Source organism: Minwuia sp. (assembly GCF_048263705.1).
Taxonomy (GTDB): domain Bacteria; phylum Pseudomonadota; class Alphaproteobacteria; order Minwuiales; family Minwuiaceae; genus Minwuia.
The window spans coordinates 247,671-271,906 of sequence record NZ_JBLXDV010000003.1; the positions used below are offsets into that span (position 1 = coordinate 247,671).

Annotated in this window: 24 protein-coding genes; 8 read left to right on the forward strand and 16 right to left on the reverse strand. The window is 64.2% G+C overall.

Annotated elements, in window-relative coordinates; genetic code table 11:
• Positions 1-5: 5 nt before the first annotated feature.
• Together ACN0X7_RS06025 and ACN0X7_RS06030 are read right to left on the reverse strand one after the other, a co-directional pair.
• Positions 6-1,343, reverse strand: a complete 1,338-nt coding sequence (locus ACN0X7_RS06025) for a PQQ-binding-like beta-propeller repeat protein (protein ID WP_417515147.1) — start codon at positions 1,341-1,343, stop codon at positions 6-8.
• Positions 1,343-1,993: a tetratricopeptide repeat protein gene (locus tag ACN0X7_RS06030; protein ID WP_417515149.1), complete on the reverse strand. Its 651-nt coding sequence runs from the start codon at positions 1,991-1,993 to the stop codon at positions 1,343-1,345. Before ACN0X7_RS06030 ends, ACN0X7_RS06025 begins: the two co-directional genes overlap by 1 nt.
• Positions 1,994-2,199: 206 nt before the next feature.
• On the opposite strand from ACN0X7_RS06030, the gene ACN0X7_RS06035 reads away from it, so the two are divergent.
• The 6 genes from ACN0X7_RS06035 to lexA all read left to right on the forward strand — a co-directional run bounded on the left by ACN0X7_RS06035 (position 2,200) and on the right by lexA (position 7,119).
• On the forward strand, positions 2,200-2,778 hold the full coding sequence (locus ACN0X7_RS06035; protein WP_417515151.1) for an anthranilate synthase component II: 579 nt from the start codon (positions 2,200-2,202) through the stop codon (positions 2,776-2,778).
• A gap of 5 nt (positions 2,779-2,783) precedes the next feature.
• The gene (gene trpD / locus ACN0X7_RS06040) at positions 2,784-3,809 is read left to right on the forward strand and encodes an anthranilate phosphoribosyltransferase (RefSeq protein ID WP_417515582.1); all 1,026 of its coding nucleotides are present in this window, start codon (positions 2,784-2,786) and stop codon (positions 3,807-3,809) included.
• Positions 3,809-4,624 carry an indole-3-glycerol phosphate synthase TrpC gene (gene trpC, locus ACN0X7_RS06045; RefSeq protein WP_417515153.1) on the forward strand — a complete coding sequence of 272 codons (816 nt, stop codon included), beginning with the start codon at positions 3,809-3,811 and terminating at the stop codon, positions 4,622-4,624. Before trpD ends, trpC begins: the two co-directional genes overlap by 1 nt.
• Before the next feature lies 1 nt (position 4,625).
• Positions 4,626-5,102 (forward strand): cyclic pyranopterin monophosphate synthase MoaC, encoded by a 477-nt coding sequence (gene moaC / locus ACN0X7_RS06050; RefSeq protein ID WP_417515155.1) that lies wholly within the window; start codon positions 4,626-4,628, stop codon positions 5,100-5,102.
• Positions 5,099-6,304 (forward strand): gephyrin-like molybdotransferase Glp, encoded by a 1,206-nt coding sequence (gene glp / locus ACN0X7_RS06055; protein ID WP_417515157.1) that lies wholly within the window; start codon positions 5,099-5,101, stop codon positions 6,302-6,304. Before moaC ends, glp begins: the two co-directional genes overlap by 4 nt.
• Positions 6,305-6,402: 98 nt before the next feature.
• Complete coding sequence (lexA, locus tag ACN0X7_RS06060; protein WP_417515159.1) at positions 6,403-7,119, forward strand: transcriptional repressor LexA; 717 nt, start codon at positions 6,403-6,405, stop codon at positions 7,117-7,119.
• On the opposite strand, the gene ACN0X7_RS06065 is transcribed toward lexA, so the two are convergent.
• On the reverse strand, positions 7,083-9,248 hold the full coding sequence (locus ACN0X7_RS06065) for a ComEC/Rec2 family competence protein (protein WP_417515161.1): 2,166 nt from the start codon (positions 9,246-9,248) through the stop codon (positions 7,083-7,085). The two genes, lexA and ACN0X7_RS06065, sit on opposite strands and share 37 nt — an antisense overlap.
• Before the next feature lie 54 nt (positions 9,249-9,302).
• Here ACN0X7_RS06065 and gltX point away from each other — a divergent pair, with 54 nt between their 5' ends.
• Positions 9,303-10,706 carry a glutamate--tRNA ligase gene (gltX, locus tag ACN0X7_RS06070; RefSeq protein ID WP_417515163.1) on the forward strand — a complete coding sequence of 468 codons (1,404 nt, stop codon included), beginning with the start codon at positions 9,303-9,305 and terminating at the stop codon, positions 10,704-10,706.
• Between the two features lie 116 nt (positions 10,707-10,822).
• Positions 10,823-12,133 (forward strand): citrate synthase, encoded by a 1,311-nt coding sequence (gene gltA / locus ACN0X7_RS06075; protein ID WP_417515165.1) that lies wholly within the window; start codon positions 10,823-10,825, stop codon positions 12,131-12,133.
• An 80-nt stretch (positions 12,134-12,213) separates the two neighbouring features.
• On the opposite strand, the gene gloA is transcribed toward gltA, so the two are convergent.
• From gloA to frr, 13 genes are read right to left on the reverse strand one after another with little or no spacing between them, the layout of a single operon-like run.
• Positions 12,214-12,615 (reverse strand): lactoylglutathione lyase, encoded by a 402-nt coding sequence (gene gloA, locus ACN0X7_RS06080; protein ID WP_417515167.1) that lies wholly within the window; start codon positions 12,613-12,615, stop codon positions 12,214-12,216.
• Positions 12,612-13,781 (reverse strand): lipid-A-disaccharide synthase, encoded by a 1,170-nt coding sequence (gene lpxB, locus ACN0X7_RS06085; RefSeq protein ID WP_417515169.1) that lies wholly within the window; start codon positions 13,779-13,781, stop codon positions 12,612-12,614. The genes gloA and lpxB overlap by 4 nt, the downstream gene beginning before the upstream one ends.
• 1 nt (position 13,782) lies before the next feature.
• Entirely contained in the window at positions 13,783-14,664 is an 882-nt protein-coding gene (locus ACN0X7_RS06090; protein WP_417515171.1) for an LpxI family protein, read from the reverse strand.
• Complete coding sequence (gene lpxA, locus ACN0X7_RS06095; protein WP_417515173.1) at positions 14,615-15,415, reverse strand: acyl-ACP--UDP-N-acetylglucosamine O-acyltransferase; 801 nt, start codon at positions 15,413-15,415, stop codon at positions 14,615-14,617. The genes ACN0X7_RS06090 and lpxA overlap by 50 nt, the downstream gene beginning before the upstream one ends.
• 1 nt (position 15,416) lies before the next feature.
• A complete protein-coding gene (fabZ, locus tag ACN0X7_RS06100) occupies positions 15,417-15,890 on the reverse strand; it encodes a 3-hydroxyacyl-ACP dehydratase FabZ (protein ID WP_417515175.1) in 474 nt (157 codons plus the stop codon).
• Positions 15,890-16,918, reverse strand: coding sequence for a UDP-3-O-(3-hydroxymyristoyl)glucosamine N-acyltransferase (gene lpxD, locus ACN0X7_RS06105; protein WP_417515177.1), 1,029 nt, complete (start codon positions 16,916-16,918; stop codon positions 15,890-15,892). Before lpxD ends, fabZ begins: the two co-directional genes overlap by 1 nt.
• On the reverse strand, positions 16,918-17,478 hold the full coding sequence (locus ACN0X7_RS06110) for an OmpH family outer membrane protein (protein ID WP_417515179.1): 561 nt from the start codon (positions 17,476-17,478) through the stop codon (positions 16,918-16,920). Before ACN0X7_RS06110 ends, lpxD begins: the two co-directional genes overlap by 1 nt.
• A 9-nt stretch (positions 17,479-17,487) precedes the next feature.
• On the reverse strand, positions 17,488-19,743 hold the full coding sequence (bamA, locus tag ACN0X7_RS06115) for an outer membrane protein assembly factor BamA (protein ID WP_417515181.1): 2,256 nt from the start codon (positions 19,741-19,743) through the stop codon (positions 17,488-17,490).
• A 41-nt stretch (positions 19,744-19,784) separates the two neighbouring features.
• Positions 19,785-20,906, reverse strand: coding sequence for an RIP metalloprotease RseP (rseP, locus tag ACN0X7_RS06120; protein ID WP_417515183.1), 1,122 nt, complete (start codon positions 20,904-20,906; stop codon positions 19,785-19,787).
• A complete protein-coding gene (locus ACN0X7_RS06125; RefSeq protein ID WP_417515185.1) occupies positions 20,903-22,114 on the reverse strand; it encodes a 1-deoxy-D-xylulose-5-phosphate reductoisomerase in 1,212 nt (403 codons plus the stop codon). The genes rseP and ACN0X7_RS06125 overlap by 4 nt, the downstream gene beginning before the upstream one ends.
• Positions 22,111-22,911, reverse strand: a complete 801-nt coding sequence (locus ACN0X7_RS06130; protein WP_417515187.1) for a phosphatidate cytidylyltransferase — start codon at positions 22,909-22,911, stop codon at positions 22,111-22,113. Before ACN0X7_RS06130 ends, ACN0X7_RS06125 begins: the two co-directional genes overlap by 4 nt.
• Positions 22,904-23,638 carry an isoprenyl transferase gene (locus ACN0X7_RS06135; RefSeq protein ID WP_417515189.1) on the reverse strand — a complete coding sequence of 245 codons (735 nt, stop codon included), beginning with the start codon at positions 23,636-23,638 and terminating at the stop codon, positions 22,904-22,906. The genes ACN0X7_RS06130 and ACN0X7_RS06135 overlap by 8 nt, the downstream gene beginning before the upstream one ends.
• Positions 23,638-24,198: a ribosome recycling factor gene (gene frr / locus ACN0X7_RS06140; RefSeq protein ID WP_417515191.1), complete on the reverse strand. Its 561-nt coding sequence runs from the start codon at positions 24,196-24,198 to the stop codon at positions 23,638-23,640. The genes ACN0X7_RS06135 and frr overlap by 1 nt, the downstream gene beginning before the upstream one ends.
• Positions 24,199-24,236: the final 38 nt, after the last annotated feature.

Genomic DNA, 24,236 nt, shown 5'->3' on the forward strand with positions numbered 1-24,236 from the left:
ATCTATCAGCGGTAGGCGATCAGGTCGCCGTCATCGGTCAGGACATAGAGGCCGTTGTTCACGACAATCGGCGCGACGCTGATGCCGGCATCAAGCTTCACCTGACCCAGTGTCGTGCCGTCATAGGGCGATATCGACCAGAGCGACCCTTCGCTGCCGCCGATGATCAGACGGTCGCCCGCCAGTACCGGACCGACCCAGGTAACCCGGTCGCCCTCGTCGTTCGGCTTGGTGTATTTCGGCATCTGGGTCACCCAGCGGATGCCGCCGTCCAGCGCCGAGAGGCAGACCAGTTCGGATTCCGATGTCATCAGATAGAGGAAGTCGCCCGCGATCCAGGGCGTTTCCCGGCCCGCCATGTCCTGATCCCAGACCCGGTTGCCGCGCCTCAGATCGATCGAGGCCAGAAACCCGCCCTGGCTGATGACATAGACCCGTTCGCCGTCGATGACCGGCATTCCGTCGACATCATTGATCGAGCCCAGCGGCGTGATGCGGCGGGCACGCACGAGCTGATCGGACCAGATCGACTGGCCTGTATCGGCACGCAGTGCATAGATCTCACCGGAGGAATAAGGTGCCAGAATGAACGGCCCGCTGGAGGTCGGGCTGGGTGCGCCGATCAGTTCCGCCGATTCGAGCAGACCCTGATGGGTCCAGATTTCTTCGCCCGTGCGCAGGTCCAGCGCCTTCAGCCGGTTCTCGGAGGCGAGAAAATAGACGCGGTCGTTGGCAACCAGCGGCGCACCCCGGATCGGTCCGTCGATATCGACGCGCCAGAAATACTGGCCGCTGGCGGGGTCGATGGCATAGACCTCGCCGTAGGCCGTGGTGGCCACCAGCACGCCGCTGCCCACCGCAAGACCGCCGCCGATCTCGCCCAGTTCCTCGCCCCGGCGCGCCAGTCCGACGCGCCAGCGGCGTTCGCCCGTTGTCTGGTCGAAGGCCGAAACCAGCGCGCGGCTGTCCATGGTGTAGATCGTGCCGCCGGCCGCGACAGGCCGCGCGACGATCTTTTCCTCGTCATCGGCGCCTTCGCCGATGTCCGAACGCCAGACCTCGTTGATCGACGCCGGCAGCGCCGTGTGCTGCATGGCAGCCGTCGGCGCGCCACCGGCCTGCGGCCATTCGGTGTTCACATAGGGTTCGGGCAGGGCCACGGTCAGATCCTGGACGGACTGATCGGGCTCCAGCTTGCTTTCAAGCTCAAGCACCGAGATCCGTTCGCCGGGCAGCTTCGGTTTCTCGCTCTCGAACCAGCCGTTGATCGTGTCGCAACCCGCCAGCAGAAAGACCGACGCCACGACAGTTGCCCCTATGCGAAAGCCTGCGGCCACGGTCATCAGCCTCCGAGAGACAGAAGGAAACGGCTGACCCGGTCGCGCTGGGCGGCGGTCGCGGTTTCATCCTCGGCGATCGCCCTGAGCGCGGAGATGGCGCCCTCGCGGTCCCCGCTGGCCAGCAGCGCGGTGGCGCGGATTTCGCGCGCCGCATTGCGGAAGACACTGTTTCCGTCCGGCAGATCGCCGAGGCGCTGGATGGCGGCGTCGCTGCCCTCGACCTCCAGCGCAAGCAGCGCTGCTTTCATGCGGATGATGTCCTGCTGACGCTCCGTGCCCAGGCCCGTCTCGATCATGCGGTCGTAGGCCGAAAGGGCCGCCTCGCCCTCACCGGCCTTCGCGCGCGCAGCGGCTGCCTGAATGGTGGCCAGAACTTCGTAGCCGTCATTGCCCTCGGCGGCGAGCTGTTCGAACGCGGCTGCGCCTTCGGCGAACTGCTCCTGCTCGACCAGGGCAAGCGCGGCCTCGAAGCGGGCACCCTGCTCCTCGCGTTCGGTCTTCTGGTAATCCTTCCAGTAGACCGAGCCGGCAACGATGGCGACGATCAGAACGGCAATGCCAAGCGCCAGACCGCCATAGCGTTTCCAGACAGCTTCCATGCGTTCGCGACGGACGTCCTCGTCCACCTCGCGGAATATCAGATCGTCACTCACACCAGCATATCCGTCGTTGAGGTCTGCGGCGGCTCTTACCGGGACCGGTTGAAATCAGACGTCTAGATAGACCCTGATGCCGGTGGATGCAAACCAACCGGACGTGTTTGACAACGGAATCGCATGCATCCTTCGCTTGACGGTTGCCGGGCACGCTGTTTTGTTGCCGCCGCATATCAATCTGCCCGAAGGGTGGCGCGCCTCCGATGATCCTGCTGATCGATAATTACGACAGTTTCACCTACAATCTGGTCCACTATCTGGGCGAGTTGGGTGCGGATGTGACCGTGCGGCGCAACGACGTCCTGAGCGTCGATGAGGCGCTGGCGATGAAGCCGGATGCGATCGTGCTCTCACCCGGCCCCGGACGCCCGGAAACCGCCGGAATCTCGCTGGATCTGCTGGCCAGGGCACCCGAGGACCTGCCGGTCTTCGGGGTATGTCTGGGCCATCAGACCATCGGCCAGGCTTTCGGCGGCAAGGTCGTGCTGGCCAGTGAACTGATGCATGGCAAGACGTCCGGCATCCGGCACACCGATGGCGGGGTGTTTGAAGGGCTGCCTGAGGGTTTCGAGGCCACCCGTTATCATTCGCTGACCGTCGAGCGGGGATCATTGCCTGACGAACTGATGATCACCGCCGAAACCGAAGACGGACACATCATGGGGCTGCGGCACCGTTCACGCCCCGTGTTCGGCGTGCAGTTTCATCCCGAAAGCATCGCTTCCGAGCACGGGCATGCGCTGCTCAAGAACTTCCTGAAGATCGCCGGACTGACGCAATGAACGACATGGACACCTTCAAGGCCCTGATCGGCCGGGTCGCCGACGGCGAGCACCTGCCCGTCCAGGACGCACAGACCGCCTTCGAGATCATGATGTCCGGCAACGCGACGCCCTCGCAGATGGGGGCGTTCCTGATGGCGTTGCGTGTCCGGGGTGAGACCGTCGAGGAGATCACCGGCGGCGCCATGGCCATGCGTGCCAAGGCCGATGCGGTCAGGGCACCGGCGAACGCGATCGACACCTGCGGCACGGGCGGCGACGCCAAGGGGACGTGGAATGTCTCGACCGCCGCCGCGCTGGTACTTGCGGCCAACGGGATTCCGGTCGCCAAGCACGGCAACCGCGCGCTGTCATCCAAGACCGGTGCCGCGGACGTGCTGGGCGCGCTGGGCGTGAATATCGACTGTCCCTTCAGCCTGATCGAGAAAGCCCTCAACGAAGCGAATATCGGTTTTCTGATGGCGCCGCGTCATCACGGTGCCATGCGCCATGTCGGACCGACCCGCGTCGAACTGGGCACCCGTACGATCTTCAACCTGCTGGGCCCCCTGTCCAATCCGGCGGGCGCAAAACGCCAGCTGATCGGGGTCTTTGCGGACCGCTGGGTCGAGCCGCTGGCCCACGTGCTGAAGGCGCTGGGTGCCGAGAAGGTCTGGATCGTCCACGGGTCCGACGGCATGGACGAACTGACCACGACAGGTCCGTCGCACGTGGCGGAACTCGCCAACGGCGAAGTCCGCTCGTTCGAGGTCAGCCCAGCCGACGCGGGCCTGCCGATCGCCGCCCCCGAAGACCTGCTCGGCGGCGCACCGGAAGAGAACGCGAAGGCGCTGCGTGCGGTTCTGGATGGCGAACGGAACGCATTCCGCGATATCGTCATCCTGAACACGGCCGCCGGACTGATCGTGGCCGACAAGGCCGGGTCGCTGGCCGAAGGTGCCGAGATGGCAGCGGCTTCGCTGGACAATGGCAGCGCCGCGGCGACACTGGCCGATCTGGCCCGCATCACCAACGAGGGGACGACAGCCTGATGGGCACGGTTCTCGACAGGATCTGCGACGACAAGCGCGAACATATCGCGCGCTGCAAGGCCGAGCGAGCGCTCGCGCAGGTCGAGGCGGCGGCACGGGCCCAGAGCGCACCGCGCGGGTTCGTGAAGGCACTTCGGGCGCACCAGGACGCTGGCCGCTACGGTCTGATCACCGAGATCAAGAAGGCGTCGCCCTCAAAGGGGCTGATCCGCGAGGATTTCGATCCGCCTTCGCTGGCACGCGCCTACGAGGCCGGCGGGGCGAGTTGCCTTTCCGTGCTCACCGATATCCCCTATTTCCAGGGGGCTGACGGCTACATGGTCGCCGCGCGCACAGCCGTGGATATTCCGGTCCTGCGCAAGGACTTCATGCTGGATCCCTATCAGATCGTCGAGTCGCGCGCGCTGGGTGCCGACTGTATCCTGCTGATCATGGCTGCGCTCTCCGATGCGCAGGCTGTGGAACTCGAAGACACTGCCCTCGTCTATGGCATGGACGTGCTGATCGAAGTCCATGATCTCGACGAGCTTGAGCGGGCAAAGTCTCATCTCAAAAGTCAACTGATCGGCGTAAACAACAGAAATCTAAAAACCCTTGATGTCGATCTGGCAACGACCGAAGCCTGCGCCGCCGCATTGCCGGACGATGCCGTCACCGTCAGCGAAAGCGGCCTGTACGACCGCAACGATCTGGACCGGATGGCCCGCGCGGGCTGCCGCAGCTTTCTGATCGGCGAGAGTCTGATGCGGCAGGACGACGTCGAGGGCGCGGTACGTGCCCTGCTCGAACCCGCCGGTCTGAAGGCCGCGTCCTGACATGGCCGGCTTCACCCATTTCGACGAGAGTGGCAGCGCGCGCATGGTCGATGTGGGGGACAAGGAAGCGACCAGCCGTGTCGCCACAGCCGAGGCCCGCATTCTGATGAGCGCCGAGACCCTGGCGCTGATCGTCGAGGGCCGGGCAAAAAAGGGTGACGTGCTGGGGGTTGCCCGGCTGGCCGGGATCATGGGTGCGAAGAAGACGCCCGACCTGATCCCGCTGTGCCATCCATTGGCGCTCAACAATGTGGAGATCGACCTGCAGCCGGTTTCCGATCCGCCCTCCATCGTCATCCAGGCAACCTGCAAGGTGACCGGAAAGACGGGCGTCGAGATGGAAGCCCTGACCGCCGCATCGATTGCCGCCCTTACCGTCTACGACATGTGCAAGGCGGTCCAGCGGGACATGGTGATCAGCGACGTGCGGCTGGTCATGAAGGACGGCGGCAAGTCGGGCCGCTTCGAGAACCCGTGATCCCGGTTTCAGAGGCGCGGGACCGCATCCTCGCAGCGTTGCACGAGATGCCACCGGAATGGGTCGGCCTGGAAAACGCGCGCGACCGCGTGCTCGCCGACGACGCGAAGGCGGCCCGGACGCAGCCGCCCGCGGACCTGTCCGCCATGGACGGCTATGCGGTGCGGGCGGAAGACACGGCTTCCGGTTCGGCACCCCTGCGCATGATCGGTGAATCGGCTGCCGGACATGGGTTCGACGGCGCGATGGGCGCGGGCGAGACCGTGCGCATCTTCACCGGTGCCCCCCTGCCCGAAGGCGCGGACGCGATCCTGATCCAGGAAGACGCCGAGGCGACTGGCGACCGGATCGTACCGAAGGACCCCGTCGCGTCCGGGATCTACGTGCGAAAGGCCGGTCTCGACTTCAGCGCGGGCGATATCGGCCTTCCCTCCGGCAGCATCCTCAGCCCCAGGCGCATCGGGCTGCTGGCCGCGATGAACGTTCCGTGGGTGCCGGTGCGTCGCAGGCCGCGCATTGCACTGCTTTCAACCGGCGATGAGCTGGTGCGTCCCGGCGAACATGTGGGCCGGGACCAGATCATTTCCTCGAACGCCCTGTCTGTCGCAGGCGTGGTGCGCCTGGCCGGCGGGGAGCCCGTGGACCTCGGTATCGCCCCCGACGAACCCGACGCCCTCGCCCGGGCGGCGGACGGGGCCAGTGGCTGCGACATGCTCGTCACGCTGGGCGGCGCATCGGTCGGCGATCACGATCTGGTGCAGGACGTTCTGGCCGACCGGGGACTGGCGCTCGACTTCTGGCGCATCGCCATGCGGCCCGGCAAGCCGCTGATGTTCGGCAGGTTCGGCGAGGTTCCCCTGCTCGGTCTGCCGGGCAATCCGGTCTCCGCACTGGTCTGCGCCGTGATCTTCCTCCGTCCCGCCATCCGGCACATGCTCGGGCTGGAAGACACCCACCCCGAGATCCGGCGGGGTGTGCTCGCGACCGGTCTCAACCAGAACGACCGGCGCGAGGATTACCTGCGCAGCAGCTTCCGCACGGACGAAGACGGGATCGCCACGCTCACACCGTTCTCACGGCAGGACTCCTCCATGCTGTCGGTTCTGGGCCAGGCCAACGCGCTCGCCATCCGCCCGCCGCATGCGCCGGAAGCAAAGCCCGGCGACCCGATAGAATTCATCGCACTCGACGGTGTCGCCTGACCGTTCCGGCACCGAACGCAGCAGAACAATTGACGATTCTTCGGAACTTATTTAGAACATAAAGCGATTCGTTTACAACCAATGGGGTGCGACGCGCCATGCTGACCCGGAAACAACACCAGCTACTGCTGTATGTGCATGAATATCTGAAGGACAATGGAGTCTCTCCGTCCTTCGATGAAATGAAGGATGCGCTGGATCTGAAATCGAAGTCCGGCATTCACCGGCTGATCATGGCCCTGGAGGAGCGCGGATTCATTCGGCGCCTGCCGCATCGCGCACGTGCCCTGGAAGTGGTCAAGCTGCCGGGCTCCGCAACCCCCGAAGGCCGCCGCGACATGGCCGAGAAGCAGAATGCGTTTCAACCGCAACTGGTCTCCAACCAGAACTTCCCGACCAGCCCGCCGCCCCCGCCCTCATCGGGTGCCAACGACATGGTCACGCTGCCGCTCTATGGCCAGATCGCGGCTGGTACGCCGATCGAGGCCCTGCGTGATCACAACAACTACGTCGATATACCGTCCCATGTTCTGGGACGCGGCGAACATTACGCGCTGGAAGTCGCGGGCGACTCCATGATCAACGCGGGCATTCTGGATGGCGACACGGTCGTGATCGAACGCTCGGACACGGCGGAGAACGGTTCCATCGTCGTCGCCCTGGTCGAAGGCGAGGAAGTCACCCTCAAGCGGTTGCGCCGCAAGGGGAATTCCATCGCGCTGGAAGCCGAAAATCCCGACTATGAAACCCGCATCTACCGGGAAGATCAGGTGAAGATTCAGGGACGGCTGGCTGCGCTCTTCCGCCAGTACTGATCCTTTCGCGGTACCGGATCCGGCGTCCAGGGGCGTGTGCCCCGGACGCCGTCCGCAGACCGGATCGAAGGTCCCGACTGCGGGTCCAGCCACAGCGCATGCGCACCGTCGCGCCACAGGTCGAAGCGGTCGATCACATATCGCGCGGAAGGGCAGCGCCCGCGCACCGGTTCCAGACTGATGACCACATCGGCGCGTCTGCAGTCCTCCTGCAGCGCCGCCGGACCTGCGGGCAACGCGATCATCCAGCCCTCGACGCGCAGGATGCAGCCCGCGCTGTCGCACCTCAGACGCCCGTCCGCGCTGACGCCCGCTGCTGGCCAGGCTGTGCCGGCAGCCACTCCATCCCGCGCCAGCCATTGCCGGGCGGTGAACTTCTCACGCCGTGTCGATGACAGCATGGTACCGCCGCTCGCCGTGCGGACAGCAAGGATCCTGCCGTCCGCATCCACCCGCACCAGCGGGCGCTCGGCGATGTGCGGGGAAAGCAACCCCAGCGCGACGACGGCCAGCCCCCAATAGCGCCAGCCCCGGGACATCAGGCACAGCCACAGACCGCCGAGCGTCACCGCGATCAGCCCCCACAGCGGCATGGCGGGAACCAGGCGCACCGCGCCGGGCAGATCGGCGACGGCATAGGCGATGGCCATGACCCCCTCGATGCCCTGTCCCATCATCCACAACGGCACGCCTTCGAGTCCCAGCGGCATCAGCAGCGCGCCGACGGTCGCCCAGGGCATCACCCAGAATGCGACCAGCGGTATGGCTGCGAGGTTTCCCAGAATCCCGTAGTCGGCAAAGCGACCGAAATGATAGATCGCAAACGGTCCCGTCGCCGCCCCCGCGATCAGGGTCGTCACGCCCACACCGACGAGATAGCGGACAATCCGTCTCGGCAGCCCGCCCTGCCCCACGCCGACGCGCCAGCTTTCGCCGAAGCGTTCGTACAGCGCCACCAGCGCCGTCACTGCCGCGAACGACATCTGGAAGCCCGGCTCCACCAGCGCCTCCGGGGTGATCGCCAGCACAAGAAGCGCCGCGATGGCCACCGTGCGCAACGAAATGGCACGCCGGTCGACCAGAACGGCAAGCATCACCAGCGCGACCATGACATAGGCCCTGACCGTGGTCACCGAGCCGCCGGTCAGCACGAGATAACCGAAACCGCCTGACAGGGCCGCGACCGCCGCCCACTTCTTGATCGGCCAGCGGAGGGCCACCCCCGGGAACAGGGCCAGGCCCGCGCGCAGTCCGAAGAACAGGAACCCCGTCACCAGTCCCATGTGCAGGCCGGAAATGGCGAGCAGGTGGGCGAGTCCCGAATCCCTGAGCGCCTGCTGCTGTTCTTCGGTGATGCGGCTGCGATCGCCGGTGATCAGGGCGGCGGCAATACCGCCCGACGGCATCCCCATGACATCGGCAATGCGCGCCGCCAGCCGGTCCCGGAACCGGCTGAAGCGTGCCTCGGCCGGGTTCGTGGACAGGACTTCCGCCGACCCGAGTGCGAAACCATATCCGCCGATGCCCCGATAGAAGGCGTAGCGCTGGAAATCGAACGCGCCAGGTTCGGCAGGCGACGACGGAGGCTGCGCGGAAGCCAGGACCCTGATCCGGTCGCCGGGCTGTACCGGTCCATCCATGGAGCGGACGGAGATACGCAGCGTGCTGGGCAGGTCCTGCGTCCGCAGGCCGCCGAACGATTCCGGCCGGATGACCAGGCGCAGCGCATTGGGGCGGCGCTCGACCTTCCGGACAAGGCCTTCCAGTTGGGCCGGACCGACCTGGGCCGGCAGGATGGGCGCGCGGACCCGCTCTGTCTGCAGCGTCGCCAGCGAAAGCCCGCACGAGGCCAGCAGAAGGGCCATGCAGGCCGGGCGCAACACCGTATGCCTGAGCATCGCAAAGGCGAACAGGCTGAAGCCGGCCGCCGCCAGCACCGCCCCAATCGGCGGTTCGAACGGCAGGGCGAAGTAGAACGCGATCCCCGCCCCGAACAGCACCGGCGCGAAATAGAAGAAGCGTGCGCGCTCGGCCTGCAGCGCACCGAGCAGCAGCCCAAACGGGTCCCGCAGCATCGCCAGAACGGCAATGCCGACCCGTCTCGTCAGCCGCGCGGGGATGTGATACATCGACGCCTCCTCATACGATGCTACGGCATTCCCGACTGAACGGAGAGATTTTCCATGGCCGAACAGGGCGTTGTCACGCGCTTCGCACCGTCACCAACCGGCTTCCTGCATATCGGAGGCGCCAGAACCGCCCTGTTCAACTGGCTGTTCGCCCGCGCCAACGGCGGCACCTACCTGCTCCGGATCGAGGACACCGACCGCAAACGCTCCACCGACGCAGCCATCGACGCCATCTTCGACGGCCTGAACTGGCTGGGGCTGCAGTCCGACGAGGAACCGGTGTTCCAGTTCTCACGCCTTTCCCGTCATGCCGAGGTCGCCCAGGCGCTGCTGGACAGCGGGCACGCCTATCATTGCTACGCGACGCCCGACGAACTGAACGAGATGCGCGAACAGCAGCGCGCCGAAGGCAAGCCGGTGCGCTATGATGGACGCTGGCGGGACCGCGACCCTGCCGAGGCACCGGCGGATGTGAAGCCCGCGGTCCGCCTGAAAGCCCCGCAGGACGGCGAAACCATTGTGCGCGATCTGGTTCAGGGGGATGTCACCTTCCGGAACGACCAGCTGGACGACATGATCCTGTTGCGCGCCGACGGCACGCCGACCTACATGCTGTCGGTCGTCGTCGATGACCATGACATGAACATCACCCATATCATCCGGGGCGACGATCATCTGGTGAACGCGGCGCGCCAGAGCCTGATCTTTCAGGCGATGCAATGGACGATTCCCGCCTTTGCGCACATCCCGCTGATCCACGGACCGGATGGTGCGAAGCTGTCGAAGCGGCACGGCGCGCTGGGTGTCGATACCTATCGGGACATGGGCTATCTGCCCGAAGCCATGCGCAACTATCTGGTCCGTCTGGGCTGGTCGCATGGCGACGAGGAGATATTCACGACCGAGCAGGCGATCGCATGGTTCGGGCTGGACAGCGTCGGCAAGGGTGCCGCGCGCTTCGATTTCCAGAAGCTGGAACATCTCAACGGGCATTATGTGCGCGAGGCGGACGATTCCAGACTGACGGATCTTGTCTGCGAACGGCTGCAGACCGAGGGCGAAACGATATCCGAAACCGGTCGCGAACGGATAGGCGCCCTGATGCCGGGACTGAAGGAACGTGCGAAGACAATCGTCGAACTGGCTGACAGCGCCAGATTTCTGCTAAAGTCGAGGCCGCTGACACCGGATGCGAAAGCTGCCAAGCTGCTGTCCGGCGACGCGCCACAGATACTGGCCGGACTGCGCGAGAAGCTCGCCGGACTGGAACAATGGTCGGTGGAGAGCATTGAAGGCGCGGTGCGAGACCATGCCGACGCGCATGAGCTGAAGCTGGGCAAGGTCGCACAGCCGTTGCGCGCCGCGCTGACCGGCACGAACACATCACCCGGCATCTTCGATGTCCTGGCCGTTCTGGGCCGTGAGGAGACGCTGGGCCGACTGGACGACTGCGTCTGACGCAGGGCATCACCGGATTTTAACCGGAACCGTTTTGGCTATACTGCCAGCCGGATTTGGGGAACAACGCTGCTGCCCGTGACGGCGCAGCCAACTGCAAGTGGAAGGGGATCAGAATGTCTGAAGCAAAAACCAACGGAAAAGCGGGGATTTCCGTCAAGGGGTCCAAGACCGATATCGAAGTCGATGTGCTCTCGGGCACGGTCGGGCCCGACGTCATCGACATCCGCAAGCTTTACGGCGATACGGGCTATTTCACCTATGATCCCGGCTTCACCGCCACGGCGAGCTGCCAGTCCGCAATCTCCTACATCGACGGCGATGAGGGCATCCTGCTGCATCGCGGCTACGCCATCGACGAACTGGCCGAGCATTCCGACTACATGGAGGTCTGCTATCTGCTGCTGAACGGTGAACTGCCGTCAGCGGAAGAGAAGACGAAGTTCGTGGACACCGTCACGCGGCACACGATGCTGCATGACCAGATGAACAACTTCTTCCGCGGGTTCCGCCGCGACGCGCACCCGATGGCCATCATGGTCGGCGTCGTCGGCGCCATGAGCGCCTTCTACCACGACTCGACCGACATCGATGACCCCTTCCAGCGCACGGTCGCGTCCTATCGCCTGGTCGCCAAGATGCCGACCATCGCCGCCTGGGCCTACAAGTACTCGATCGGACAGCCCTTCGTGTATCCGAAGAACGACCTGTCCTATTCCGAGCGCTTCCTGGACATGATGTTCGCCGTCCCGGCCGAGAAATACCGGGTCGATCCGATCCTGGCCAAGGCCATGGACCGCATCTTCATCCTGCACGCCGATCACGAGCAGAACGCATCGACATCGACGGTGCGGCTGGCCGGTTCCTCCGGTGCCAACCCCTTCGCCTGCATCGCCGCCGGTATCGCCAGCCTATGGGGCCCCGCCCACGGCGGCGCCAACGAGGCCGTGCTGAAGATGCTTGAGGAGATCGGGTCGGCGGATCGCGTCGGCGAATATGTGAAGAAGGCGCAGGACAAGGACGATCCGTTCCGCCTGATGGGCTTCGGTCACCGGGTCTACAAGAACTACGACCCGCGCGCCAAGGTCATGCAGGTCACCTGCCACGAGGTTCTGGACCAGCTCGGCATCAAGGACGATCCGCTGCTTGAAATCGCCATGAAACTGGAGAAGGTCGCGCTCGAAGACGATTATTTCGTCGAGAAGAAGCTGTATCCGAACGTCGATTTCTACTCCGGCATCATCCTGAAAGCCATGGGCTTCCCGGTGGACATGTTCACCGTTCTGTTCGCGCTCGCCCGGACGGTCGGCTGGGTCGCCCAGTGGAACGAGATGATCCAGGATCCGCACCAGAAGATCGGTCGCCCGCGTCAGCTCTACACGGGCCCGGCGCAGCGTCCCTATGTGCCGATCCACAAACGCGACTGAACGACGGCTTCACGACCCACGAAAAAGGGCTGCGGCGCACTCTGTGCCGCAGCCCTTTTTTCATGACGCCCGAGGAAACCTCAGCCGTTCTTGCGCTCGATCAGTTCGATCTTGTATCCGTCCGGATCCTCGATGAAGGCAATCACCGAACCGCCGTGCTTCATCGGGCCGGGCGAGCGCGGGATCGGCACGCCTTCCTTCTCCAGCACCTCGCATGTGCCGTAGATGTCCGGCACGCCGATGGCGAGATGCCCGAAACCATTGCCGAGGTCATAATCCTCTTCCTGCCCCCAGTTGTGGGTCAGTTCGATCACCGTGCTGTTCTTCTCATCGCCGTAGCCGACAAATGCCAGGGTGAAATCCCCGGTGGGGAAATCCTGCTTGCGCAGCTGGTTCATGCCCAGCAGGCGCGTGTAGAAGTCCAGCGACTTGTCGAGATCCTTCACCCGGATCATCGTGTGCAACAACCGCGCGTCTTTCATGAGCGTTCTCCCGCTTTCTGGTCTGCCAGGTTCAGTATCACACGGGCCGCCTTCGCCGAAGGCCAAAGCGAACCCGGCTTGAGCATCTGCCTGACCACGTTCCCCGCCTCGATCTGCTGATCGCGATGTATCGGATCGCTCAGCACCTGTTCCAGCGTGTGCGCGATTTCCCCCGCGTTGCAGCGGTCTTGGATCAGTTCGGGCACGACAGGCTTATCCAGCAGGATATTGATCAGATTGGCATATTCGATCCGGATCAGGCGCTTGGCGATCATCGCGGTCAGTCCGTTCAGCCGGTAGGCAACCACCGTCGGCAGGCCCGCTATCCCGGTTTCAAGCGCGACCGTGCCGGATGCTGCGATCGCGGCATCGGCGGCGTGAAAGCTGTCCATCTTCGCTTCGGGACCGACGACCGTCGCAGGCATGGGCTGCCCGGCCAGCAGGCGCTCCACGTCGGCACGCAGATGCGGCAGCGTCGGCGAGATGACCCGGGCACCGGGCACTTTCCCGTCCAGCCGCCGCAAAGCATCGACGAAGGTCGGCCCCAGCCTTTTCACCTCCCCCCTGCGGCTGCCGAAAAGCACGTTGATCAGCGGCGCATGCGAAGGAATGTCGAGCGACGTGCGGAAAGCGCGCGGATCGCCGTCATATCGCTTCTCGGCCTCCACGGCGGGATGTCCGACGAACGTCGCGGCCAGCCCCTCCTTCTCGAACAGCGGCGGCTCGAACGGCAGCAGGGTCAGCAGGTGATCGAACAGCTGCGCCATCACCTCGGCCCTCTTCGGCCGCCACGCCCAGACGCTGGGGGCCACATAGTGCACCTTGACGGTATCCAGATCCTGCAGGCGCCTGATCAGCCGCTTGTTGAACCCCGGTGAATCGATGGTGAGGATCAGATCGGGACCCGTCGATCTGGCGAACGCCTCGGCCTGACGCAGACATCGCAGGATCGCGGGCGCACGCGGTGCGACCTCGAACAGTCCCATCACCGAAAGGGTCGAGATCGGGAAAAGGGTGTCCAGGCCCTCCGCGATCATCTGGTCCCCGCCGATGCCGACCAGCTTCACGCGGTCCCCGGCCAGCGCCCTGATAGCCCGCATCAGGTGCGCGCCCAGCACATCGCCCGACGGTTCTCCCGCAACCAGCATGATCGTGCGTGACGTCATGTCAGCCGCCTGCCGGGCGCTCGACCCCGACGATGAAGATGCCCGCGCGATCCGCTGCGGCGATGGTGCTGCCGCGGTCGATGACCAGCGCCGCCCCCGCCTCGACGGCAATGCCGTTCAGGCCCGCCCGTGCGGCACCTTCAACCGTGGTCACGCCGATGGTCGGCAGATCGATCCGGTGATCCTGGCCCGGCTTGGTCAGCTTCACCAGCACGCCGCCGTGGCCCTTCACCAGCCCGACACAGCGTTCCAGCATCAGGTCCGTGCCTTCGGCAGCCTCCACAGCCAGCACCAGCCCCTGCTGGACGACGGCCCCCTGGCCGATGTCCAGCCCGCCGATCGCATCGACCACCTCGATCCCCTTTGTGATGTCGATGTCATCGGCCAGCGTCGGCCTGCACGATCCCAGCACGCCGGCCTCGACCAGCACATCACCGGCGATCTCATGGGCACCGAGGACCCGGAATCCCTTCTTCTGAAAGAAATCGACCAGCACCTGCAGCAGCGCGTCATCCCCCTGCGAGGCGGCCTTGATCACTTTCGGCAGCAGGCTGATGCCCGCAAGATCAGGACGCAGCTTGCCGAAGTCCGGGCGCGCGACCTTGCCGACCATGCAGACGCTGTCGCAACGGTTCTTCTTCAGGGCGTCGACGGTACCACCGACCTTGTCGAAACGTATGAAACTGTGCGGGAAGCGCGCCAGCAGATCTGCATCCGTGACCCCTTCGAAGGCCAGGACATGGACGTCCATTCCGGCCTCGACCGCGGCATCGGCGACGTTTCCCGGCACATCGCCACCGCCGGCGATCAGGCCCAGTCGTTCCGGTGGCTGTTCAGGCGGCATCCAGAGCCGGCGTGCAAAGACCGCGGGAGCCGCTCTCACGAACGAACTCGAGAACCTCGCTTACGCCTTCCTCCCCGGAAAAGAGCTTCTCGGCATCCACCAGTTTCTCTTCCATCGTGCCTTCGGGGCCGAACAGGAAGCGGTAGGCACGGCGCAACGTCTGGATCTGGTCACGGCTGAAATTCCGGCGCCGCAGCCCGATCAGGTTGAGCCCGTCGAGAACGGCCAGATTGCCCCGCGCCAGGCCATAGGGAATGACATCGCCACCCAGCGCCGAGGCCCCGCCGATCATCGCGTGGCGTCCGACCTTCACGAACTGGTGGACCGCCGTCATGCCGCCCACGATCGCCCAGTCGCCGATCTCGACATGGCCGCCCAGGGTCACATTGTTCACCAGAATGCAGTCGCTGCCGATCTGGCAATCGTGCGCGATGTGCGTGCCGATCATGACGAGGGTCCGGTCGCCAACCCGCGTGTGCAGACCGCCGCTCTCGGTACCCGGATTCATTGTCACATGCTCACGGACCACGCAGTTCTCGCCGATCTCCAGATAGGAGACCTCGCCGCCGAACTTCTGGTCCTGGGGCTCATGCCCGATCGATGCGAAGGGAAATATCCGGGTGCCGGCACCGACCTTCGTATGACCGGCGATCGAGACATGTGATTTCAATTCCACGCCGTCGCCGATGTGGACCTGCCCCTCAAGCACGCAGAACGGCCCGATCCGGACGTCGTCTCCCAGCGTCACATCCGGGCCAACGATGGCTGAGGCGTGAATGTCAGCGGCCATCTCAGATGTTTTCCTGGATCATGGCCGCGAATTCGGCTTCCGCAGCAAGGTGTTCATCGACATATGCCTCGCCCTTCATGCGCCAGATCAGGGTGCCCCTGCCCCGCAGCTTCCTGACGTGGACCTTCAACTGGTCGCCGGGCACCACCGGACGCCTGAACCGGCAATTGTCGATCGTCATGAAGTAGACGACCTTGCCTTCCATCTCCTTGCCCAGGGTCTCGGCGAACAGGACGGCCGACGTCTGCGCCATTGATTCGATGATCAGCACGCCCGGCATCACGGGAGAGACCGGAAAATGGCCGACGAAATGCGGTTCGTTCACCGTCACGTTCTTGGTACCGACGGCGCTGACATCGGGGATGATGTCGCTCACCCGATCTACCATCAGCATCGGATAGCGATGCGGTATCATCTCCATGATCCGGTTGATTCCGACAGGCCCCACTTCGGCAACAGCATCCGCTTGAGACATTAGGCTTTCCCCTTCCTCGATCCGAGCCGGCGGATCGCAGCAAGCTGACGCCAGAACTCCTTCACCGGTATCGCGGGCTGTCCGATGACAGTTGCACCGCTCTCCAGATCCCCCATGACACCCGACTTCGCGCCGATACGCACCTGATCGCCAACCGTGATGTGTCCGGCCAGTCCCGACTGCCCGCCCATCTGCACGAACCGGCCGATCTTCGCCGATCCCGCGATCCCGACCTGTCCCACCAGGATCGAGCCGTCGCCGATCTCCACGTTGTGCGCAACCTGTACAAGATTGTCGATCCAGACGTTGCGGCCAAGCACCGTGTCATGCCCGGAACCGCATGCAATGCATGTGTTCGCACCGATATGGCAGTCGTCGCCGATCAACACCCGGCCAAGCTGCGGCACGACCTGATGCCTTTCCGGATGCGGCGCGAAGCCGAAGCCGGGCATGCCGATCGCAGCGCCGGCCTGTACGTCGACGCGGTCCCCCAGGATACATGTTTCAAGCGATACGTTGGCGGCAATCCTGCAGGACTTCCCGACCACCACATTCCGTCCGATCGTCGCGTTCGCGCCTACGCGGGTTCCGTCGCCCACTTTGGCGCCCGCTTCGACGACGGCGTTTGCGCCGATCTCCACCCCGTTGCCCAGCTTGGCCGACGGATCGACGGATGCCGTCGCATGCACACCACCGGAAACATCCCGTCCGGGGTAGAAGGCCTGTGCGATCAGGGCATAGGCCAGATACGGATGCGGGGTCGGCAAAGCGATCATGCCTTCAGGTGCACGATCCGCCATCTCGGGTTCCAGCACACAGAAGCCCGCTGCGCTTTCGCCCAACTGCGGCAGATACTTGCGATTCTCCAGGAAGCTCAGGTCGTCGGCTGTCGCACTTTCCAGGGGTGCGACATCGCTGACCACGCGAGCCGGATCGACGCCCTCGGGTATGCCGAACAGGCCGGTCTGCTGCGCCAGATCGCCAATGGTGAACGGCCCCTGCCGATGATGAAACCGGCTGTCCGCCATCAGGTGCCCTCGGGGCGCGAGACCTTCACCGAAGGCAGCCGCTTGTCCAGACGGCGCACGATCTCCTGCGTGATGTCCAGTTCGGGCGACACCCACGAATAGGAGGACCGGTCCAGCACCAGATTGAACTTCCGTTCCTTCTGAAGCTCTTCGATGATCTCCAGAATCTGCGCCTTGATCACTTCGAGGGCCTGCTGCCTGGACTTGTCGATCGCGATGCGCCGGTCCTGGACCATCCGCTGGGCGTCGTTGAAATTCTTCTGCAGTTCAAGGCGGCGCTGCTCAAGGGCTTCGGGTGCCAGAATCGCGCTCTGCTTGCGCAATTCCTGCTGGCGCTTGCGAAGGCTTTCCTCCTCGCGCTTCAGGACACCCTGGAAGCCGTCGATGAATCCCTTGATCTGCTTGGCGACGCTTTGTCCGGCCTTGGCATCGCGCAGGATCCGCTGGCTGTCCATCACGGCAATCACGGCGGGCGGATTGGCCTGGGCCAGCGCTGCGGTCTGTACCGATACGGTCAGGATCGCAATCGCCGAAAGGAGAAGTGTCAGAGTACGCAACATGGGATACCTCTAGAAACGTGTGCCGAAGCTGAAGCGGAAAACTTCGGTTTCATCGAAATCGTTCTTGATCACCGCCTGCGAAAGATCGAACAGCATCGGTCCGAACGGAGACTTCCACGTTATGCCGACACCGACCGCGAGCCGGGGTGCCGGATCATCTTCCACGCCACCGTTGGCCACCACACCGAAGGCGGTACCGTAGTCGGCGAAAATGCGACCGGACAACCCGAGTTCCTCGGGCAGACCGACGGGAAAGCGGAGTTCGGTCGTGCCGACGGCGAAGAACTCGCCGCCCAATGCGTCGCCGGTGGCGACGTCACGCGGCCCGACGCCGCTGGCTGCGAAACCGCGGAAGGAGTCGCCGCCGACGAAGAAACGGCGATTGATCCTGAGATCCTTGCCGATCCCGACAATGGCACCGCCACGACCCGAGACCTGCAGGACGACATCGTCCCAGAGACTGAGGAAGTGAGCGTGCCGGACCTGCGTCTTCAGATCCCGCACATTGCCGCCAAGGCCGGCAAATTCCTGTTCGAACGTTGTGACGAACCCTTCGTTCGGCGTGATCGGATCGTCCGTCGCGTCATAGCGCAGCGTGTAACCGGTCGATGAGATCACGGCGACGCCCTGTTGCTGCTTGATGAACAGCGAAGCGTTGTTGCCGACGTTCTTGATGTTGTCGCGACGCAACTGATAGTTGACGTTCAGCCGCAGCTTTTCGCTGAGCGACAGGCCGCTGCGCAGCTTGAAGCCGGTCGTGTTCTGGTCAAACGAGGATTCATCCTGGAAATCCAGGTTCGTGTTGAAGATATCGAAGCCGGCGGCAATCGGCATGTCGAGGAAATAGGGCTCGGTAAAGGCCAGGTCGATCTCCCGGCGGCGCAGCGAGAGCGACAGTCCCAGCTTGATATCCTGCCCCCGGCCCAGCAGGTTCCGCTCGCGGATCGAGATGTCGCCGATCAGTGCCTCGCTCGTCGAGAAGCCCGCGCCCAGCGACAGTTCACCGGTCGGCTGTTCCTCGACCGCGATCTTGACGACCGCCCGGTCCTCACGCGTGCCCTGTTCGGGCTTGATGTCGATGCTGGAGAAGTAATCGATCGCCCGCAGCCGCCGGCGCGACTGTTCCAGTTTCGCGGTGTCGAAGGCATCGCCCTCGATCAGGCGCATCTCTCGGCGAATGACCGAGTCCAGCGTCCGCGTGTTGCCTTCGATATCGATACGCTCGACATAGACCCTGCGGCCTTCGCTGATGCTGTAGGTCAGGTCGATGGTGCGCTCTTCCCGGTTGCGCTTGGTACGCGGACGCACCTCGACGAAGGCAAAGCCCTGCTCGCCCAGTGCAAACTTGATATCCTGAACCGCCTCCTCGACGCCCCGGGCGCTGTAAATCTCACCAGCCTGGTCGGCGACCTTGGCCCGCATCTCCTCGGGATCGACATTTCGCAGGTCCACCTGCACGTCGGCTGAGGCGATCTTGTACTGCTCGCCCTCATCCACCGTGAAGGTGATGAAGAAATCCTTCCGGTCGGGCGTCAGCTCTGCAACCGCGGAAAGCACCCGGAAATCGACGTAGCCCTCGTTCAGGTAGTGCTGGCGCAGCCGCTCGCGATCGAGCGCGAGCAGGTCGGGGTCATAGTGATCCGTGGTGGAGAAAATCCGGTACCACGCGCTTTCCTCGGTGGCGACGACCTTGCGGAGGTCTGCGTCATCGAACACGCGGTTGCCGAGAAAGCGAATGGCGCGCACGCTGGTCGGCGCGCCCTCCTCGATCTCGAAGACCAGATTGATGCGGTTCTGGGGCAACTGGATGATCTTCGGCTCGATCACCGCGGCGAAGCGGCCGCTCGCCCGATAGAGCTGCAACAGGCGCTGCACGTCGCTCTGCACTCGGGAGCGCGTGTAGACGATGCGGGGGCGAAGCTGCACCTCGGAATCGAGCGTGTCGTCGTCGATCGCCTTGTTCCCCTCGAAGGCGATCTGATTGATGATCGGGTTTTCGACGATGCTGACGACCAGCACATCGGCCTGGCGGCGGAAGGTGACATCCGCGAACAGGCCGGTGTCATAGAGGCGCTTCAGCGCCTGATCCAGTTCGCTCAGTTCGAATGCGGTTCCCGGTTCGACGCGCATGTAGGAGCGCACGGTCTCCGCCGAGATCCGCTGGTTGCCCTCGACCGCGATGTCCTGGATGAAGACCTGCTGGGCCGACACACTGAACGGCAGCAGAACCGCAAACGAGATGATAATGGCAAGCCGACGTAACACGTTCTGTGTCTCACTCCTTCGCGACAACCGGCGCAAACCGGTCAGGAAAACAGACCACCGACAAATGTGCCCAGCCAGGTCTGTTCAAAGTCGTTGAATGTCGCGACGACCATCAGCGTGACAACCAGGCCCAGACCGATGCGATAGCCGATCTCCTGGGTCGATTCACGCAGTGGTCGCCCGCGCACCGCCTCGACGGCATAAAACAATAGATGTCCGCCGTCCAGCATGGGGATCGGAAACAGGTTGATCAGACCCAGACTGATGGAAAGAAATGCAGCAAGGTTGATGAGCGGCACAGTTCCCAGTTCGGCCACCTCTCCGGTCAACTGGACGATGCCGACGGGCCCGCGCAGTTCGGCCACCGAACGATCGCCGACGATCATGTCGCCAATCGCGATCAGCGAGCCGGTCAGCGTCTCCCAGACCTGTTCGACGGCCTCGACCGTCGCCGCCACAAGGCCGAGCTGCCTGAACTCCCGCTCGGGCACCGGCGTCACGCCGATCCGCCCGATCCGGCTGCTGCGCCCAAAACCGTCATCCTGCTCGATCACTTCCGGCCGCAGGCCGATGCTCACCGCCTGCGCATCACGTTCGACAATCAGTTGCAGTTCGCGATCCAGATTGAGCGCGACAACGCGGCGCAGATCGCTGAAGCCGTCAATGCGCTCGCCATTCGCCTCGACAATCAGGTCACCGGACTGAAGACCGGCGACCGCAGCGGGACTGTCGGGCAGCACCTTGTCGACGCGGGCGGGCATGTGGGGCTGCCCCAGCGTCAGGAACATCGTCATGAAGATGGCGATCGCCAGCAGGAAGTTGGCGGCGGGGCCTGCAAAGACAACCGCCGCGCGCTGCCAGAGCGGCTTGTTCTGGAACATCGTCGGATCTGCGGCATCGATCCGGTCGAAATCCGGCGTGCTGGCCGCGTTCGCATCGCCGGCAAACTTTACGTAGCCACCGAACGGCAGCCAGGCGACACGCCAGCGGGTGCCCGACCTGTCGTTCCAGCCGAAGACCTCACGACCGAAGCCGATCGAGAAGGTCTCGACCGCGACACCGCACCAGCGCGCCACCAGATAGTGGCCCATCTCGTGGATGAAGATCAGCACCGTCATGATCACGATGACGGAGAAGATATTGTTGACCAGGACGTCGATCATGATGCGATTTTTCCAGTCTTGATCAGGTCTGCGGTGATCCGGCGGGCCTCGGCGTCGAGCGCGAACACATCATCCAGCGTCGTCGTGGACCAGCCGGATATGGTCTCGAGTGCCAGCTCTACAACCGTCGCGATCTGCAGAAAACCCAGCCGCCGCGCCAGAAATGCGGCGACAGCGATTTCGTTGGCGGCATTCAGGACCGTCGCGGCCTCGCTGCCCGCTTCCAGGCAGTGACGCGCCAGCCGCAGGGCGGGAAACCTGCTTTCGTCCGGACGTTCGAACGTCAGTTGTCCCAGTTCGGCCAGATCCAGCTTGGGCGACGGTGCGGAAATCCGCTCGGGCCAGGCCAGGCAGCTTGCGATCGGTGTCCGCATGTCCGGACTGCCAAGCTGCGCCAGCGTCGACCCGTCGATATATTCCACCATCGAATGGATCACCGACTGCGGGTGAACCAGCACATCGACCTGCGAGGGCGAGACGGGGAACAGGTGGTAGGCCTCGATCATCTCCAGGCCCTTGTTCATCATGGTGGCCGAATCCACCGAGATTTTCGCGCCCATCGACCAGTTGGGGTGCGCGACCGCGGCCTCGGGTGTCGCGGACGCCATGGCGTCCCGGGTCCAGGTCCGGAAAGGCCCGCCCGACGCGGTCAGCACGATGCGCGCCACACTGTCCGCGCGTGCCTCGTCGAAGACCTGGAAGATCGCGTTGTGCTCGGAATCGACCGGCAACAGGTGTCCGCCCGACCGCGCGACCTCGGCCATCACGATATCGCCCGCGCAGACCAGGCATTCCTTGTTGGCCAGTCCGACGTCGGCGCCGCGCCGGATGGCTGCCATGGTCGGTGCCAGGCCGGCTGATCCGACGATGCCGGCCATCACGAAGTCCGCATCGCCCATCGCAGCCTCGACGAGCGCGTCAGGTCCGGCAGAAACGGCGATGCCGGTCCCTCGGAGCGCGGCTTTCAAGTCATCGTAGAGCGACGCGTCGGAGATGACCGCACGCGCCGCCCCGTGCTGCACTGCCAGCTTCGCAAGATCGGCGACGTTGGTGTGCGCGGTCAGGGCGTCGATCGAGAACCGGTCCGGATGACGGCCGACCAGATCAAGCGTGCTGAGCCCGATCGAGCCGGTGGCACCGAGAACGGAGATACGCTTGCTTTCCCCGGCCGCCGGGCGCGTCGGGACGGAGGCTGTTGCACTCTTCAAAATGTCACCCTTTCGAACACGACGAGCCCCCAAAGAACCAGAGATGCCGAAACCAGACTGTCGAGCCGATCCATAACACCGCCGTGGCCCGGTATGATACTGCCCGTGTCCTTAACATTGAAATGACGTTTCCATGCCGATTCAGCCAGATCGCCCAATTGTCCCGAAACGGACACAAGCAACGAGATCAGGACCAGAGCCGGAAGCGCATCGGGCACGTCGAACAGCCGCAGCACCAGGGCACCCGCGAGGGAGCCGACAACCGCTCCGCCCAGTGCACCGGACCACGTCTTGTTCGGACTGACACTTGGCCAGAGTTTGGGGCCGCGAAGCTGGCTGCCCACGAAATAGGCCCCTGTATCGGTGGCCCAGATCACAAGGAACATCCACACGATGATCTCGAACCCCTGCTCCCGCAGGGCGACAAGGGCCAGCGCCGGCGCAATGACATAGAGCGTACCGGCGACCGACCAGACAACCGAACGCCCGCGCCATAGCGGCAGGAGGGCTGCCGCCAGAAGCGAGGCGGCGAAGAATATCCAGGCGACGGGCTGCGCATCCAGCCATGCCGCCACGATGGCCACCCAGCCCAGGCCCAGCAGAATGAAGGAGAGCGGCATCGGCGGTGCCTGCGTGATCCGGTGCAACTCCCGATGAACCAGCGCCGTGAAGATCAGCACCAGCGCGAGGAAGGCCAGCCCGCCCATCACGGTTGCCAGCAGCGCGGCGATGATCAGTACGATCGCCGAGAATATCCTGAGTCCGATCGTGCGCCTGCGGCCCTTGAGATCAGCCAACTTGTCCGCCGAAGCGCCGTTCGCGGCCGCAGAAGGTGGCGATGGCCTTCTCCAGATTCCGACCGTCGAAATCGGGCCACAGCACATCGTCGAAGACCAGCTCGGAATAGGCACACTGCCAGAGCATGAAATTGCTCAGACGCTGTTCGCCGCTGGTACGCAACAGCAGTTCGGGCACGGGAATATCGGGGGCGTAGAGGTGATCGGAGATCGCGTCTTCATCGATATCCTCGACCTTGATCTCGCCGGCCAGCGCGCGCGCCGCAAGACGCCGTGCCGCCGACGCGATCTCCGCCTGTCCCCCGTAGTTCAGTGCGATGATCAGCGTGATGCGCCGGTTGTCCCGGGTGGTCGTCTCCGCCTGCTGGATCAGGGCGCGGATATCGTCGGCGAGGCCGTCGCGCTCACCAATGACACGGACCCGCACGCCGTTGCCGTGGAGTTCCGCCAGTTCACGTCGCAGATAAAGCCGCAACAGCCCCATGAGGTCGTCGACTTCCTGCAGCGGGCGGTTCCAGTTCTCGGAGGAAAAGGCAAACAGCGTCAGATATTCGATCCCCAGTTCGCCAGCGGCCTTCACGGTCGCGCGCACGGCCTCGGCACCGCGCCGATGCCCCTCGACGCGCGGCATGTTCCGCTGGCGTGCCCAGCGCCTGTTGCCATCCATGATGATGGCAACATGGCGCGGCGGTGCTGCCGACTGCTGCTGGGGTTCGGCGTGTGCCATCAGACCTGCATGATCTCCGCCTGCTTCTGTTCCAGCAGGCTGTCGATTTCCTTGATCGTGCGGTCGGTCATCTCCTGGACCTCGTCGCCGTACAGACGCTGGTCATCCTGGCTGATCTCGCCGGCCTTTTCCTGCTTCTTCAGTTCGTCCATCGCATGCCGGCGAATGTTGCGCACGGCGATGCGGCCGTTTTCCGCATAGTTTCCGGCCACCTTCGTGTAGTCGCGGCGCCGTTCTTCGGTCAGGTCGGGAATGGGCACGCGAATCAGGCTGCCTTCCGCCGCCGGGTTCAGGCCCAGACCGGAATTGCGGATCGCCTTCTCGGCGGCCGATGTGTTGTTGCTGTCCCAGACCTGAACCGAAATCAGCCGGGCCTCGGGCACGCTGACGGTCGCGATCTGGTTCAGCGGCATGTCGGCACCGTAGACGTTGACCGTCACGGTATCGAGCATGCCGGGAGAGGCACGACCGGTCCTCAGACCGGAGAGTTCCTTGCGCAGCGCATCGACCGCGCCATCCATGCGTCGCTGCAGATCGTCGAGATCCAGTTCTTCAGCCATCTCACCTACCCCTTGAGCGTCCGTTCTCGGTCGCGTGC